Origin of the sequence: Streptomyces albicerus, assembly GCF_008905045.1 — a bacterium.
Taxonomy (GTDB): domain Bacteria; phylum Actinomycetota; class Actinomycetes; order Streptomycetales; family Streptomycetaceae; genus Streptomyces; species Streptomyces albicerus.
In genome coordinates this window covers 44,300-59,278 of record NZ_VWMY01000056.1, presented here as the reverse complement: position 1 = coordinate 59,278, position 14,979 = coordinate 44,300, and the positions used below count along the sequence as shown (strand labels likewise).

Genomic DNA, 14,979 nt, shown 5'->3' with positions numbered 1-14,979 from the left:
ACGGCCTCGTCCTCAAACGCCGGACGGGCTGAAAATCAGCCCCTCCGGCGTTTGAGGAGCGGAGGTTCGGGGGCAGCACCCCCGAGGATGGGACGGGTAGGGGCGGCGGGGGCGAAGAAACCCCACCTCAGCTCAGCCGGGCCTCAAGCTCCGCCACGATCTCGTTCACTCCGACCGCCACCTGCTCGCCGGACTCCATGTCCTTGAGCTGGACGACGCCGTCGGCGAGGTCGCGCTCGCCGGCGACGACGGTGTAGCGGGCGCCACTGCGGTTGGCGTTCTTCATCGCCCCCTTGAGCCCCTTCCCGCCGTACGAGAAGTCAGCGGCGACCCCGACCTTGCGCAGCTCGGTGACCACCCCGAAGAGCATCCGCCGAGCCTCGTCACCGAGCGGCACAGCGAACACGCTGGTGGACGCGGGCAGTTCGAGCGAGACCCCCTCGGCCTCCAGGGCGAGGACCGTACGGTCGACGCCGAGGGCCCAGCCGACGGACGGCAGCGCGGGACCGCCGATCATCTCCGACAGGCCGTCGTAACGGCCGCCGCCACCGACCGCGGACTGGGACCCGAGCCCGTCGTGGACGAACTCGAAGGTCGTACGGGTGTAGTAGTCCAGGCCCCGGACCAGCTTCGGGTCGTCCTCGAAGGAGACCCCCGCCGCCGTGATCAGCTCGCGCACCTCCTCGTGGTACGCCTTGCACGCGTCACACAGGTAGTCCCGCAGGAGCGGGGCACCCACGAGCTGCTTCTGGACGTCGCCCCGCTTGTCGTCAAGGACACGGAGGGGGTTGATCTCGGCGCGACGCAGGGTGTCCTCGTCCAGGCTCAGCCCCCGCAGGAAGTCCTGGAGCGCGGTCCGGTAGACGGGACGGCACTCCTTGTCGCCCAGCGAGTTGAGGAGGATCCGGAAGTTCCGCAGCCCGAGCGAGCGGTACGCCTGGTCGCCCAGGATGATCAACTCGGCGTCCAGGGCCGGGTCCTCGGCTCCGATCGCCTCCGCTCCGACCTGCGAGAAGTGGCGGTAACGGCCCTTCTGGGGCCGCTCGTAGCGGTAGTAGGAGCCCGAGTACCAGAGCTTGACGGGGAGGTTGCCCGCCTTGTGGAGGTTGGCCTCCAGGGCGGCGCGCAGGACCGAAGCCGTGCCCTCGGGACGGAGGGCGAGCCTGTCGCCGCCCTTGGTCTCGAAGGCGTACATCTCCTTGGTCACGATGTCGGTGGACTCACCGACCCCGCGCGCGAACAGCTCGACGCTCTCGAATCCGGGCGTCTCGATATACCCGTAACCGGAGTTGCGCAGCGGCGCGGCGATCGCCTCACGCACGGCGAGGTACGTCGCGCTGTCCGGCGGAATCAGGTCGTACGTGCCCTTGGGGGCCTTGAAGGTGCTCACGGAAGTCTCTCGTCACATTCCTCGTCGAGGAGCGGAGGTCGGGTCCGCCCGGTGTTCTTGACGGACTGCCGCCACCTGCCGCAGGTACGGGTTGGTGGCACGCTCCTGGCCGATGGTCGTCTGGGGGCCGTGGCCGGACAGCACCACGGTCGAGTCGTCGAGCGGCAGGCACACGCGGGCCAGCGAGCCGAGCATCTCGTCCATGTCACCGCCGGGCAGGTCGGTGCGTCCGATGGAGCCGGCGAAGAGCAGATCCCCGGAGAAGAACACGGACGGGATCTCCGGGTTCTCGGGCATCTGGAAGGTCACCGACCCCTTCGTATGGCCGGGCGCGTGCGCGACGGAGAAGTCGAGACCGGCGAGCTTCAGCCCGGCGCCGTCCGTCAACTCCCTCACGTCGTCCGGCTCTCCGACCGTCAGCTCGCCCATCAGCGGCATCCCGATGGAACGGCCGAGTGCCCGCTCCGGGTCGCTCATCATGTACCGGTCCTCGGGGTGGATCCACGCCGGTACGTCGTGCGCTCCGCACACCGGGACGACCGAGGCCACATGGTCGATGTGGCCGTGCGTGAGGACGACCGCGACGGGCTTGAGCCGATGCTTTTCGATCGCGTCCTCGACTCCCTGAGCGGCCTGATGGCCCGGGTCGATGATCACGCACTCCTCGCCTGCGGCGGGGGCGACCAGATAACAGTTGGTGCCCCAGGCCCCGGCGGGGAACCCGGCAATGAGCACGTTCGTCCTTCGGTATGTCGTACAGGGGAATGGCCTGGCTGTGGACCAGAGCCTACCGGCGCTGCCGGAACCACAGCGAACCCATATACGGTACGGGGCACACGCAGGCGGTCGGCTCACAAGACGCACGCGTCCCACTTGACGTACGAGACGCATGAGGAGATAACCCGGTGGTCACCCAGGAACAGCGGCGGCGTCAGCTCGCCCGGGAGAAGTTCTTGCGGCAGCAGCAGCGGCGTACGGCCGCGCGGCGCAAGGCACACGCTCGTAACGCCGTGATCTTGTCGGCCATCGGCGTGATCGTCGTGGGCAGCGTGGTGTCGTACGCGACCGGGGTCTTCAAGAACGACGAGGACGACAAGTCCAACGCGGCCGCGGAGGCCACCCCGAGCGCCTCCGCGCCCAGCAAGGCGCCCGACCCTTGCGAGAAGGCCGCAAAGGGCAAGGTGAAGTCGCTGAGCTACAAGAAGGAGCCGGCGATGACCATCGACAAGTCGGCGGACTACACGATGAAGCTGCAGACGACCTGCGGCACGATAGACATCGACATGCCCGCCTCGAAGGCCCCGCGCACCGTGAACTCGTTCAACTTCCTGCTGGGCAAGGGCTATCTGGACCACACCAAGTGCCACCGTCTGACGACGAACGGCATCTACGTGCTCCAGTGCGGTGACCCGCAGGGCACCGGCATGGGCGGCCCCGGCTACACGATTCCGGACGAGAACCTGAAGGACAAGCGCCTCAAGGGCAACGTGTATCCGGCGGGCACGGTGGCCATGGCCAACCAGTACAACGCACAGACGAACGAGGGCCGCAACAGCGGCGGCAGCCAGTTCTTCCTCGTATACCAGGACAGTCAGTTGCCGGCCAACTACACACCGTTCGGCACGATTTCCGAATCGGGCATGAAGGTGCTGAAGAAAATCGCCACGGCTGGTGAGAGCACTGGCCAGGGCGACGGCGCGCCCAATGCGACCGTCGTGATCGACAAGGCGACCGTGACGAAATCCTGACCTCCAGCAGCGAAATTTCGGTCGCGCGGGATGCGGACAGCCGCCCCGCCGGTCGCCTATGTTGGCCGTGACGAAACTGTGGACGATGCCCGGGGGGTAAAGCTGCCCCACGCAGGCATCATGTGGAGGAGGCGCTGTGAGCAGCGACCCGTGGGGCCGCGTCGACGAGACGGGGACCGTGTACGTGCGTACGGCCGACGGCGAGCAGGTCGTCGGTTCCTGGCAGGCCGGCTCTCCCGACGAGGCACTGGCCTACTTCGAGCGCAAGTACGAGGGCCTGGTCGTGGAGATCGGCCTCCTCGAGCGACGAGTGAAGACCACCGACCTGTCCGCGAAGGACGCCCAGATCGCCATCGACCACATCCGCGAGCAGGTGGACGCCCACCACGCGGTCGGGGATCTGGACGCGCTGCGGAAGCGGCTGGACAAACTCGTCGAGACGGTCGAGGCGCGCCGCGAGGAGCGCAAGGCGCAGCGGGCGAAGCAGTCCGACGAGGCGCGGCACGCCAAGGAGGCGCTGGTCGCCGAGGCGGAGGAGCTGGCGCAGTCCGACCAGTGGCGAGCGGCCGGTGAGCGGCTGCGTGCCCTGGTGGACACCTGGAAGGGCCTGCCGCGGCTCGACCGCAAGTCCGACGACGAGCTGTGGCACCGCTTCTCGCACGCGCGCTCGGCGTTCTCCAAGCGCCGCAAGGCGCACTTCGCGTCACTGGACGCGCAGCGCGAGGAGGCCCGCAAGACCAAGGAGAAGCTGGTCGCGGAGGCCGAGTCGCTGTCCGGCTCGACGGACTGGGGTCCGACGGCGGCGCGCTACCGCGAGCTGATGGCGGACTGGAAGGCCGCGGGCCGCGCCCAGCGCGAGCACGAGGACGACCTGTGGAACCGCTTCCGCGGCGCCCAGGACGTGTTCTTCGCGGCGCGCAGCTCGGTCTTCGCCGAGCGGGACGCGGAGCAGTCGGAGAACCTGAAGCTCAAGGAGGAGCTGGCCGAGGAGGCCGAAAAGCTCGTCCCGGTGCATGACCTGAAGGCGGCCCGGGCCGCCTTCCGCTCGATCAACGAGCGCTGGGAGGCCATCGGCCACGTACCCCGTGACGCCCGCCCGAAGGTCGAGGGCCGGATGCACGCGGTGGAGCGGGCCCTGCAGGAGCAGGAGGAGGCCGAGTGGCGCCGGACGAACCCGGAGGCACGCGCGCGTGCCGAGGGTCTGACCGGTCAGCTCCAGGCCGCCGTGGACAAGCTCCAGGGCCAGATCGAGCAGGCGCGCGCCCAGGGCAACACCGCCAAGGCCGACAAGCTCCAGAAGGAGCTCGATGGCCGTCAGGCGCTGCTGGACCAGGCGCTGAAGGGTCTGCAGGAGTTCGGCGGCTGATCGGCTGAGTTTTCCCGCCACTACGTAGAGGGGCTCCCGTACGGTCCGTACGGGAGCCCCTCTACGTAGTGGTCGATGTAGTGGTCGATCGTCCGCGGCGCGCCGCGGACGGGCAGCCGCGGCCTCAGGCCTCGGAAGGCCTGCGCGCCGACGTCACCCGGTACACGTCGTACACGCCCTCCACTCCCCTGACCGCCTTCAGGACGTGGCCCAGGTGTTTCGGGTCGCCCATCTCGAAGGTGAAGCGGGAGGTGGCCACCCGGTCGCGGGACGTCTGGACGGCCGCCGACAGGATGTTGACGTGCTGGTCCGAGAGGACCCTCGTGACGTCCGACAGGAGCCGCGAGCGGTCCAGGGCCTCCACCTGGATGGCTACCAGGAAGACCGAGGACTGGGTGGGCGCCCACTCGACCTCGAGGATGCGCTCGGGCTCGCGGGACAGGGAGTCGACGTTGACGCAGTCAGTGCGGTGAACCGATACGCCACTGCCGCGCGTGACGAAGCCCATGATGGGGTCGCCGGGGACGGGCGTACAACAGCGGGCCAGCTTGACCCACACGTCGTCGACGCCCTTGACGACGACGCCCGGGTCCGCGTTCGACCGGCGTTTGCGACCGCGGCCGCGCGCGGGCGGGACGCTCTCGTCGATCTCCTCGGTGGCGGCTTCCTCGCCGCCGAGCGCCTGGACGAGCTTCTGCACGACGTTCTGCGCGGAGACGTGGCCCTCGCCGATCGCCGCGTACAGGGCGGAGATGTCCGGGTAGCGCATCTCGTGCGCGAGCGTCACGAGCGAGTCGCCGGTCAGGATGCGCTGGATCGGCAGGTTCTGCTTGCGCATCGCGCGGACGATCGCGTCCTTGCCCTGCTCGATCGCCTCGTCGCGGCGCTCTTTGGAGAACCAGGCGCGGATCTTGTTGCGGGCGCGCGGCGACTTGACGAAGCCCAGCCAGTCGCGGGACGGGCCCGCGCCGGCCGCCTTCGAGGTGAAGACCTCCACCAGGTCGCCGTTGTCCAGCGTGGATTCGAGCGGTACGAGTCGCCCGTTGACCCGTGCTCCTATGGTCCGGTGGCCGACCTCCGTGTGGACCGCGTACGCGAAGTCCACCGGCGTCGCCCCGGCCGGGAGGGCTATGACGTCGCCCTTCGGCGTGAAGACGAAGACCTCGTTGCGGGACAGGTCGAAGCGCAGGGACTCCAGGAACTCCGAGGGATCCTCGGTCTCCTTCTGCCAGTCGAGCAGCTGGCGCAGCCACGCCATGTCGTTGACGGCGTCCTTGTCCTTGCCCAGACCCTTCGGCACGTCCGTGCGCACCTTGGAGGCGCCGGCGGAGGGATCCTGCTTGTACTTCCAGTGCGCGGCGATGCCGTACTCGGCGCGGCGGTGCATGTCGAACGTGCGGATCTGGAGTTCGACGGGCTTGCCGTTGGGGCCGATGACCGTCGTGTGCAGCGACTGGTACATGTTGAACTTGGGCATCGCGATGTAGTCCTTGAACCGGCCGGGGACCGGGTTCCATCGCGCGTGCACGGTGCCGAGGGCCGCGTAGCAGTCGCGGACCGTGTCGACAAGGACGCGAATACCCACCAGGTCGTAGATCTCCGCGAAGTCACGGCCGCGGACGATCATCTTCTGGTAGACGCTGTAGTAGTGCTTCGGGCGGCCGGTGACGGTCGCCTTGATGCGGGCGGCGCGCAGGTCGGACTGGACCTCGTCGGTCACTATGGCGAGGTACTCGTCGCGCTTGGGGGCGCGCTCGGCGACGAGGCGGACGATCTCGTCGTACATCTTGGGGTAGAGGATCGCGAAGGCGAGGTCCTCCAGCTCCCACTTGATGGTGTTCATGCCCAGGCGGTGGGCGAGCGGCGCGTAGATCTCGAGGGTCTCGCGCGCCTTCTTCTCCTGCTTCTCGCGCTTGAGGTAGCGCATGGTGCGCATGTTGTGCAGGCGGTCGGCGAGCTTGATGACCAGGACACGCGGGTCCTTGGCCATGGCGACGACCATCTTGCGGACGGTCTCGGCCTGGGCCGCCTCGCCGAACTTGACCTTGTCCAGCTTGGTGACGCCGTCGACAAGAAGGGCGACCTGGTCGCCGAAGTCGCGGCGGAGGGTGTCGAGGCCGTACTCGGTGTCCTCGACGGTGTCGTGCAGCAGTCCCGCCATCAGCGTGGCCGGGTCCATGCCCAGCTCGGCGAGGATCGTCGTCACGGCGAGCGGGTGCGTGATGTACGGGTCGCCGCTCTTGCGCTTCTGGCCGCGGTGCCAGCGCTCGGCGACCTGGTAGGCGCGCTCGACCTGGCGCAGCGTGGACGTCTCGATCTTCGGGTCGTTGCTGCGCACTATCCGCAGCAGGGGCTCCAGGACCGGGTTGTACGGGTTGGAGCGCTGGACGCCGAGACGGGCGAGCCGGGCGCGTACGCGGTTGGAGGAGCCGCCTGAGCGCGCGGGCTGGCCGGCCGTGGGGCGGGGCGCGGGCGTCGGGCGCTCGGGGACGGTCGGCTCGGGGCGTGGCTGCTCAGCCGCCTTGGCGCCGGCCGCGGCCTCGGCCGACCCGTTCTTCGCGGGCGAAGCGGGCGTGCCTGCGGGCGCCGCGGACTGCTCGGGCTTGGCGGCGGTGAGTGGCTGGGCCTCGTCTGGCAAGAGGGCTCCTCGTGCGCGATCCGGGTCCCCGGTCAGGCTCCGGAGACCCCATGGTAGCGATCCTGGGCTCCGAACTCGCCTTCGGCCGGTGAGACGACCTTCTACCCGAGAAACGCGAGAGGCGGGCGCCGGATTCCTCCGGGCCCGCCTTCGCGGTGTCGTACGGGTACCTCAGGGGTGTCGTACGGGTGCCTCCAGGGTTGCTCAGACCTTGAGCAGCGCCTCCAGCGGGGCGCCGTCCAGGGCGGGCTCCAGGCGGCCGCGGCCGCCCAGGAAGCCGAGCTCCATGAGGACGGCGACACCAGCCACCTCGGCGCCCGCCCGGCGGATCAGCTGGAGCGAGGCCTCGGCGGTGCCGCCGGTGGCGAGGACGTCGTCGACGACCATGACGCGGTCGTCCGCGCTCAGGTCCTCGGCGTGCACCTCGATCTCGGCGGAGCCGTACTCCAGGTCGTACGCCTGGCTGAGCGTCGCTCCGGGGAGCTTGCCCGCCTTGCGTACGGGCACGAAGCCGAGCCCGGCGCGGACCGCGACGGGGGCGCCCAGGATGAAGCCGCGGGCCTCCAGGCCGACGATCTTCGTGGCGCCGTTGCGGACGCTTATGTCGGCCAGCGCGTCGGTGAGCGCACTGAACGCGGCCGGGTCGGCCAGGAGCGGGGTGATGTCCTTGAACATCACGCCCGGCTCCGGGTAGTCCGGCACGTCACGGATGCGGCTGAGCAGCAGCGCCGAGACGTCTGCGAGTCCGGTCATCGACGCTTCCCCGAGGGTCGGCCGCGGCCCCGGCCGCGGGACGACGGCTGGGTACGCGTTCCGCGCGGTCCGACGACGGCGGGCGTCGCGTCCTGCGGCTCATCGTCGTCGTACGGCTCGTCGACGGCCGGGCCCTCCAGGGAGTCGCCCTTGGCGGCGGCCGCGGCCCGCTTGGCGAGTACGCGCTTCTTGAGGGCCTTCATCTGCGGCTCGCGCTCCTTGAGGTCGGCGACGAGCGGCGTGGCGATGAAGATCGAGGAGTACGCACCGGCCGCGAGGCCGACGAACAGCGACAGCGAGATGTCGTTGAGCATGCCCGCGCCGAGCACACCGCCACCGATGAACAGCAGGCCGGCGACCGGGAGCAGCGCGACCACCGTGGTGTTGATGGACCGCACCAGCGTGCCGTTGATCGAACGGTCCGCGACTTCGCTGTAGGTCCAGCGGGTCTGTTTGGTGAGGTCCTTCGCCTGTTCCTTGAGGCTGTCGAAGACGACGACCGTGTCGTAGAGCGAATAACCGAGGATCGTGAGCAGACCGATCACGGTGCCCGGTGTCACTTCGAAGCCCACCAGGGCGTAGATGCCGACCGTGATGGTGATGTCGTGGATGAGGGCCACCAGCGCGGCCAGGGCCATGCGCCACTCGAAGGCGATCGCCAGATAGATCACGACCAGAACCATGAAGATCGCCAGGCCCTGCCAGGCCTTGTTGGCGATCTGGTCACCCCAACTGGGCCCGACCAGCTCGGCGTTGATCTTCTCTGCGTCGACCTTCAGGTCCCCGGCGAGTTCTTCCTTGATCTGGTCGGACCTGCCGGTGTCGGTGCCGGCGATCTGGATGCGCAGGCCACCGTTGCCGAGCTTCTGGACGATCGCGTCGTGGCCGGAGGCCTCTTCCGCGTACTCCTCGGCCTGGCTCACGGAGACGCTGGTCTTCTCGGTGGTGAAGACGGCGCCGCCCTGGAACTCGATGCCCATGTTCAGGCCGCGCACCGTCAGGCCGAGGATGGCCGTGATGGTGATCAGGATCGAGACGCCGTACCAGATCTTGCGCTTGCCGACGAAGTCGTAGCCGATCTCACCGCGGTGGAGCCGGGCGCCGAGGGTGCCGAGTTTCGACATCTCACGCCTCCTTCGTGTCGACGGGGGCGGACACGCGACGGGTGCGGCGCAGCGGCGGCTTGGCGCCCAGTCGCTTCGGGTCGAGGCCGGACCAGCGGTGGCCCTCGGTGAAGAACCTCTTGCGGGCGAGGATCGTCATCAGCGGCTTGGTGAAGAGGAAGACGACGACCACGTCGAGCAGGGTGGTCAGACCCAGCGTGAACGCGAAGCCCTGGACCTTGCCCACGGTGACGATGAACAGCACCGCGGCGGCGAGGAACGACACGAAGTCGGAGACCAGGATGGTGCGCCGGGCGCGCGGCCAGCCTCGCTGGACGGCGGGCCCCAGCGTGCGGCCCTCGCGGATCTCGTCTCGGATGCGTTCGAAGAACACGATGAACGAGTCCGCCGTGATGCCGATGGCGACGATGGCACCGCAGACCGCCGGCAGGTTCAGTGCGAAGCCGATGGTCGGGCCGAGGAGCGACATGATGGAGTAGGTCATGATCGCGGAGGCCAGCAGCGAGACGATGGCGACGAACGACAGGCCCCGGTAGTAGACCACCAGGTAGATGATGACCAGGGCCAGGCCGATGGCGCCGGCGATCAGACCGGCCTCCAGCTGCTCGCCGCCGAGCGCGGCGGTGACGGTGGTGACGCTCGCCTCCTCGAAGGAGAGCGGCAGCGCTCCGTACTTCAGCATGTTGGCCAGGTCCTGGGCCTCCTGCTGGTCGAAGCTGCCGGAGATCTCGGCGTTGCCGCCGGTCAGTGCCTGGTTCACGAACGGGTCGGAGACGACCTCGTTGTCGAGGACGATGGCGAACTGGTTCTGCGGGGACTGGTTCTTCGCGAGCTTGCCCGTGATGTCCGCGAACTTCTTGGCACCCGCGTCGGTGAACTTCATCGTGACTTTCCAGCCCGCGGCACCCTGGGTGTCGAAGACGGCCTGGGCCTCGTCGATGTCCGTGCCCGCGACCTCGGCCGGGCCGAGGATGTACTTCTGCCACTGGCCCTGGGAGTTCTGACCGCACGCCACGGTCGTGTCACCGGGCTGGGCACCTTCGCCGGCCCTCGCGCGGTCCGCCTCCTTGGTGCAGTCCAGAGCGGCGTACTCCGCCTGAAGCTTGCCGGCCGCTTCGTCAGCGCTGCCGCTCGGGGACGGCGAGGAGGACGCCGAGGCCGAGTCGGTCGGCGACGGAGTGGGGTCGGCCTTCAGCGCGTCGGTGACCGCGCGGCCCTGCGAGGTGGCAGTGGCCGAGGGTGTCGTGGAGCCCGAGGGGGTCGAGGTGGCCTTGTCGCCGTCCTTGTCGGTGCCCGGGGAGGCGCTGCTGGAGGCGCTCGGGGAGGGACTGGCCGACGGCGCGGGGCCGGAGACCTCGGTGGTCAGAACCGGACGGAAGAAGAGCTTGGCGGTGGTACCGACCTGCTCCCGGGCCTGCTTGGAGTTCGTGCCCTTGGGGATGTTGACGATGATGTTGCGATCGCCCTGGGTCTGGACCTCCGCCTCGGAGACACCCAGACCGTTGACACGGCGCTCCATGATGCCGACCGCGGTCTTCATGTTGGTCGGGTTGATCGCGTTCTTCTGGCCGGGCTCCTCCTTCGCCGCGAGCGTGATGCTCGTACCGCCGGCGAGGTCGATGCCGAGGCGGGGCGTCGTGTGCCCGGAGGCGAACATGCCACCGGCGAGCGCCACGATGGCGATCAGGAACAGGGCCAGAGTGCGCCCCGGCCTCCCCTGGGCGCCCTGATTTCGGCCCTTCTTAGGTGCTGCCACCTTCTCGTTCTCCCTCTTCGTCCGCCCGGTGTCTCAAGTACCGGCGCGGACGGGCATGAATTGGTGTCGAGATCCGTGCGAAGCCATACGTCCGGGGGACCGCGGTGCGCGAGCGGCGCACTCCGCGGTCCCCGGTCATGACTACTTCGCGTCGGTCTCGCCGTCGGACTTCTTCAGCTCTGCGTCATCGGCCTGCTTCGGCTCCTCGTCGGCGGACTCGTCGTCCGCGTCCTTCTTGCCGAGGTCGATGGGCTTGTCGTCGGAAGCGTCGGCGGCGGGCTCGTCGGTCTCGGTGAGGGAGGAGGCGTCGTCCGGGACGACCGATTCGTCGTCCTTCAGGTCGTGCTCGATGCCGTGGACAAGGCGGTTGTACTCGTCGTCGCTGAGGACCGCGCCGATGGCGTTCTTGGCGAAGAGCAGGTCGACGCCCGGGCCTGCGTCAAGGAGGACCGTGTCCTCGTTGACCTCCTTCACCGTCGCGTACATGCCACCGATCGTGCGGACGCCGGAGCCGGGCTGCATGTCGTTGCGCATCTGCGCAGCCGCTTGCTGCTTCTTCTTGGCCGACCGGGTCATCAGGAACATGGCCCCGATGAGCACGATGAACGGGAGGAGGGTCACGAGACTCACGGGTCGGAACTTCCTTCATTCGACCGCGATGGTGAGCGGCCTGATGGATGGGGGTATGTGCGCCGCCGACAAGGGCGGCATCGGCGGAGTCTAAGCGAGTCCGCACCTATGGAACAACGCTCAGCATGGCACCGGGGTTCCTGACCTCGCGAGCTTCCTCGCCGTCACGCCCCGAACAGGTCCTGTTGTCCGTTTCCACCGGTTGACGGGCGAGGCGGTGTGAGGCCGAAATGGGCCCATGCGGCCGGTGTGGCGACGCGGCCGCGGGGCGTACGGGCCAGCAGCCCCTCGCGGACGAGGAAGGGCTCGGCGACCTCCTCGACCGTCTCGCGCTCCTCCCCCACCGCGACGGCGAGCGTGGAGAGACCGACCGGGCCGCCGCCGAAGAGCTTGAGCAGGGCTTCGAGGACACCGCGGTCGAGCCGGTCGAGGCCGCGGCTGTCCACCTCGTACACCGCGAGGGCGGCCGAGGCGATGTCGCGGGTGATGATGCCGTCGGCCTTGACCTGGGCGTAGTCGCGGACGCGGCGCAGCAGGCGGTTGGCGATACGGGGCGTGCCCCGGGAGCGGCCGGCGATCTCGGCGGCTCCCGCGGCGCCGATCTCCACGTCGAGCAGGTGCGCGGAGCGGTGGATGACGCGCTCCAGCTCGGCGGGCTCGTAGAACTCCATGTGGGCGGTGAAGCCGAAGCGGTCGCGCAGCGGGGGCGGCAGCAGGCCCGCGCGCGTGGTGGCGCCGACCAGCGTGAAGGGCGGCAGTTCGAGCGGGATGGCGGTGGCGCCGGGCCCCTTGCCGACGATGACGTCGACGCGGTAGTCCTCCATCGCCATGTAGAGCATCTCCTCGGCGGGCCGCGACATGCGGTGGATCTCGTCGAGGAAGAGGACCTCGCCCTCCTGGAGGGAGGAGAGGATCGCGGCGAGGTCGCCGGCGTGCTGGATGGCGGGTCCGCTGGTGATGCGGATCGGGGCCTCCATCTCGGCGGCGATGATCATCGAGAGGGTGGTCTTGCCGAGGCCGGGGGCTCCGGAGAGCAGTACGTGGTCGGCGGTGGCGCCACGCGCGCGTGCGGCGCGCAGGACCAGGTCGAGCTGCTCGCGGACCTTCTCCTGGCCGATGAACTCGTCGAGGTCCTTGGGGCGCAGGGCGGCCTCGACGGCCTGCTCCTCGCGATCGGCGGACGCACCGACGAGCCGCTCGGCGGCGGTGGCGTCGTCGGTCGTGTCGTCCCAGTTCATTCGGTGTGCCTCGCGGTGTAGTGGATCCGGGTCGTACGGGCGTGGGGCGGGCGGTGCCCTGACGGAGGCCGCTTCCCATAGGGGCGCGGGGCTCTATCGATTGCGGCTCTGCCGCGACGGGGGTCCCCCCGCTCGAGCGAAGCCGAGAGTGGGGGAGCGACCAGCCAACGGATCCGCGGGTTCATGACCGCACCTCCGGCGGAGCGCTCAGCGCGCTCTGTTGAGGGTCTGCAGGGCGGCCTTCAGCAACTGCCCGACCTGGGGCGCCCCTTGGGCGGCCTCGGCCTGCGGGGCGACGGCGGAGACCGCCTCCTCGGCCTCGCGGGTCGCGTACCCGAGCCCGACGAGCGCGGCGTGCAGCTGCTCGCGCCAGCCTGCCGCGACGGGTGTGCCGATGGCCCGGCCGCCGGTGCCGAGGGGTTCGCCGAGGCGGTCCTTGAGCTCCAGGAGGAGCTTCTGGGCGCCCTTCTTGCCGATGCCGGGTACGGCGGTGAGGGCCTTCTCGTCGCCCGTGGACACCGCGCGGCGCAGGGCGTCGGGGCTGTGCACGGCAAGCATGGCCTGGGCCAGCCGCGGACCGACACCGCTCGCGGTCTGCAGCAGCTCGAAGGTCTGCCGCTCGTCGTCGTCCGCGAAGCCGTAGAGGGTCAGCGAGTCCTCCCGTACGACGAGGGAGGTGGCGAGCTTGGTCTGCTGTCCCATCCGCAGCCCGGACAGCGTGTTGGGGGCGCACTGGACGGTGATGCCGATGCCGCCCACCTCGACCACCGCGGAGTCGGGGGCGAGGGCGGCTACGGGGCCGCTCACGAAGGCGATCATGCGGTACGGCCTTTCGGTGCGTGTTTCGATGCCTGTTTCGACGCGTGCAGGGCGGCGGCCTGCTGGAGCCGGTTCTGCGCGACGGCCTGCTGCAGTCGATTCTGCGCGGGCGCGCGCCAGATGTGGCAGATGGCGAGGGCGAGGGCGTCGGCGGCGTCGGCGGGCTTCGGGGGCGCGTCGAGCCGGAGCAGCCGGGTGACCATGGCGCCGACCTGGGCCTTGTCGGCCCGTCCGCTGCCGGTCACGGCGGCCTTGACCTCGCTGGGGGTGTGCAGGGCGACGGGGATGCCACGGCGGGCGGCGCACAGCATGGCGATCGCGCTGGCCTGGGCGGTGCCCATCACCGTACGGACGTTGTGCTGGCTGAACACCCGCTCCACGGCGACGAATTCGGGCTCGTGCTCGTCCAGCCACTGCTCGATGCCCTGCTCGATGGCGACGAGGCGGTGACCCAAGTCGGCGTCCACGGGCGTGCGTACGACACCGACGCCGCGCATGGTCAGGGTCCGGCCGGCGACGCCTTCGACCACACCGACACCGCACCGGGTCAGTCCCGGGTCAACGCCCAGTACCCGCACCGCGCCCCCTTCCTTCGATCACCTGTTTGTGCAGGCTATCGGGTGCCGCCGACAACGACCGCCAGCGACGCCCGACAAAGCGACGGGCCGACGGGGGTGTCCCGTCGGCCCGTTGAGCCGGTGCAGCTCGCGGCAGCGTTACGCGTCGACCTTCTCCATGACCTCGTCGCTCACGTCGAAGTTGGCGAAGACGTTCTGCACGTCGTCGCTGTCCTCGAGGGCGTCGATGAGCTTGAAGATCTTCTTGGCGCCCTCCTCGTCCAGCTCGACCTGCATGGTCGGGACGAAGTTGGCGTCGGCCGAGTCGTAGTCGATGCCGGCCTCCTGGAGCGCGGTGCGCACCGCGACCAGGTCGGTGGCCTCGGAGATGACCTCGAAGGACTCACCCAGGTCGTTGACCTCCTCGGCACCCGCGTCGAGCACGGCACCCAGCACGTCGTCCTCGGACAGCTCGCCCTTGGAGACGATGACAACGCCCTTGCGGTTGAACAGGTACGAGACGGAGCCGGGGTCGGCCATCGAGCCGCCGTTGCGGGTCATGGCGACGCGGACGTCGGAGGCGGCGCGGTTGCGGTTGTCGGTGAGGCACTCGATGAGCACCGCGACACCGTTCGGACCGTAACCCTCGTACATGATCGTCTCGTAGTCGGCGCCACCGGCCTCGAGACCACCGCCGCGCTTGATGGCGGAGTCGATGTTCTTGTTCGGAACCGACGACTTCTTCGCCTTCTGCACGGCGTCGTACAGCGTCGGATTGCCGTCCAGGTCCACGCCGCCCATGCGCGCCGCGACCTCGATGTTCTTGATCAGCTTCGCGAAGAGCTTGCCGCGCTTGGCGTCGATCACGGCCTTCTTGTGCTTCGTCGTGGCCCATTTAGAGTGGCCGGACATCTGCCTGTCTCCTTCGCGTAACCCATCTCTGAACGAACGCCAGAGATC

Annotated in this window: 13 protein-coding genes; 2 read left to right on the top strand and 11 right to left on the bottom strand. The window is 69.3% G+C overall.

Annotated elements, in window-relative coordinates; translation table 11 throughout:
• Positions 1 to 127 precede the first annotated feature (127 nt).
• Positions 128 to 1,390 carry a histidine--tRNA ligase gene (gene hisS / locus GAS53_RS39545; protein WP_151482599.1) on the bottom strand — a complete coding sequence of 421 codons (1,263 nt, stop codon included), beginning with the start codon at positions 1,388 to 1,390 and terminating at the stop codon, positions 128 to 130.
• A 12-nt stretch (positions 1,391 to 1,402) separates the two neighbouring features.
• On the bottom strand, positions 1,403 to 2,125 hold the full coding sequence (locus GAS53_RS39540; RefSeq protein ID WP_151482598.1) for an MBL fold metallo-hydrolase: 723 nt from the start codon (positions 2,123 to 2,125) through the stop codon (positions 1,403 to 1,405).
• A 170-nt stretch (positions 2,126 to 2,295) separates the two neighbouring features.
• Between GAS53_RS39540 and GAS53_RS39535 the strand changes: the two genes are divergently transcribed.
• Both GAS53_RS39535 and GAS53_RS39530 read left to right on the top strand, forming a co-directional pair.
• Complete coding sequence (locus GAS53_RS39535) at positions 2,296 to 3,138, top strand: peptidylprolyl isomerase (RefSeq protein ID WP_151482597.1); 843 nt, start codon at positions 2,296 to 2,298, stop codon at positions 3,136 to 3,138.
• A 136-nt stretch (positions 3,139 to 3,274) separates the two neighbouring features.
• Positions 3,275 to 4,504: a DUF349 domain-containing protein gene (locus GAS53_RS39530; protein WP_151482596.1), complete on the top strand. Its 1,230-nt coding sequence runs from the start codon at positions 3,275 to 3,277 to the stop codon at positions 4,502 to 4,504.
• Positions 4,505 to 4,628: 124 nt separating this feature from the next.
• Here the strand turns inward: GAS53_RS39530 and GAS53_RS39525 are convergent, their stop codons facing one another.
• From GAS53_RS39525 to GAS53_RS39480, 9 genes are all read right to left on the bottom strand, one after another.
• Positions 4,629 to 7,142 (bottom strand): RelA/SpoT family protein, encoded by a 2,514-nt coding sequence (locus GAS53_RS39525; protein WP_151482595.1) that lies wholly within the window; start codon positions 7,140 to 7,142, stop codon positions 4,629 to 4,631.
• A gap of 204 nt (positions 7,143 to 7,346) precedes the next feature.
• Positions 7,347 to 7,895: an adenine phosphoribosyltransferase gene (locus tag GAS53_RS39520; protein ID WP_151482594.1), complete on the bottom strand. Its 549-nt coding sequence runs from the start codon at positions 7,893 to 7,895 to the stop codon at positions 7,347 to 7,349.
• Positions 7,892 to 9,019, bottom strand: coding sequence for a protein translocase subunit SecF (secF, locus tag GAS53_RS39515; protein WP_151482593.1), 1,128 nt, complete (start codon positions 9,017 to 9,019; stop codon positions 7,892 to 7,894). Before secF ends, GAS53_RS39520 begins: the two co-directional genes overlap by 4 nt.
• 1 nt (position 9,020) lies before the next feature.
• Complete coding sequence (secD, locus tag GAS53_RS39510; protein WP_151482592.1) at positions 9,021 to 10,775, bottom strand: protein translocase subunit SecD; 1,755 nt, start codon at positions 10,773 to 10,775, stop codon at positions 9,021 to 9,023.
• Positions 10,776 to 10,916: 141 nt separating this feature from the next.
• Complete coding sequence (gene yajC / locus GAS53_RS39505) at positions 10,917 to 11,405, bottom strand: preprotein translocase subunit YajC (RefSeq protein ID WP_151482591.1); 489 nt, start codon at positions 11,403 to 11,405, stop codon at positions 10,917 to 10,919.
• 164 nt (positions 11,406 to 11,569) lie between these two features.
• A complete protein-coding gene (ruvB, locus tag GAS53_RS39500) occupies positions 11,570 to 12,643 on the bottom strand; it encodes a Holliday junction branch migration DNA helicase RuvB (RefSeq protein ID WP_151482590.1) in 1,074 nt (357 codons plus the stop codon).
• Positions 12,644 to 12,850: 207 nt separating this feature from the next.
• Complete coding sequence (gene ruvA, locus GAS53_RS39490) at positions 12,851 to 13,462, bottom strand: Holliday junction branch migration protein RuvA (RefSeq protein ID WP_151482588.1); 612 nt, start codon at positions 13,460 to 13,462, stop codon at positions 12,851 to 12,853.
• On the bottom strand, positions 13,459 to 14,040 hold the full coding sequence (gene ruvC, locus GAS53_RS39485) for a crossover junction endodeoxyribonuclease RuvC (RefSeq protein ID WP_151482587.1): 582 nt from the start codon (positions 14,038 to 14,040) through the stop codon (positions 13,459 to 13,461). Before ruvC ends, ruvA begins: the two co-directional genes overlap by 4 nt.
• A 138-nt stretch (positions 14,041 to 14,178) precedes the next feature.
• The gene (locus GAS53_RS39480; protein ID WP_151482586.1) at positions 14,179 to 14,931 is read right to left on the bottom strand and encodes a YebC/PmpR family DNA-binding transcriptional regulator; all 753 of its coding nucleotides are present in this window, start codon (positions 14,929 to 14,931) and stop codon (positions 14,179 to 14,181) included.
• Positions 14,932 to 14,979: the final 48 nt, after the last annotated feature.

Coding starts and splice junctions, on each gene's coding strand:
- ruvA (WP_151482588.1), bottom strand. CDS start 13,462: ATGATCGCCTTCGTGAGCGGCCCCGTAGCCGCCCTCGCCCCCGACTCC.
- GAS53_RS39480 (WP_151482586.1), bottom strand. CDS start 14,931: ATGTCCGGCCACTCTAAATGGGCCACGACGAAGCACAAGAAGGCCGTG.
- secF (WP_151482593.1), bottom strand. CDS start 9,019: ATGTCGAAACTCGGCACCCTCGGCGCCCGGCTCCACCGCGGTGAGATC.
- GAS53_RS39520 (WP_151482594.1), bottom strand. CDS start 7,895: ATGACCGGACTCGCAGACGTCTCGGCGCTGCTGCTCAGCCGCATCCGT.
- ruvB (WP_151482590.1), bottom strand. CDS start 12,643: ATGAACTGGGACGACACGACCGACGACGCCACCGCCGCCGAGCGGCTC.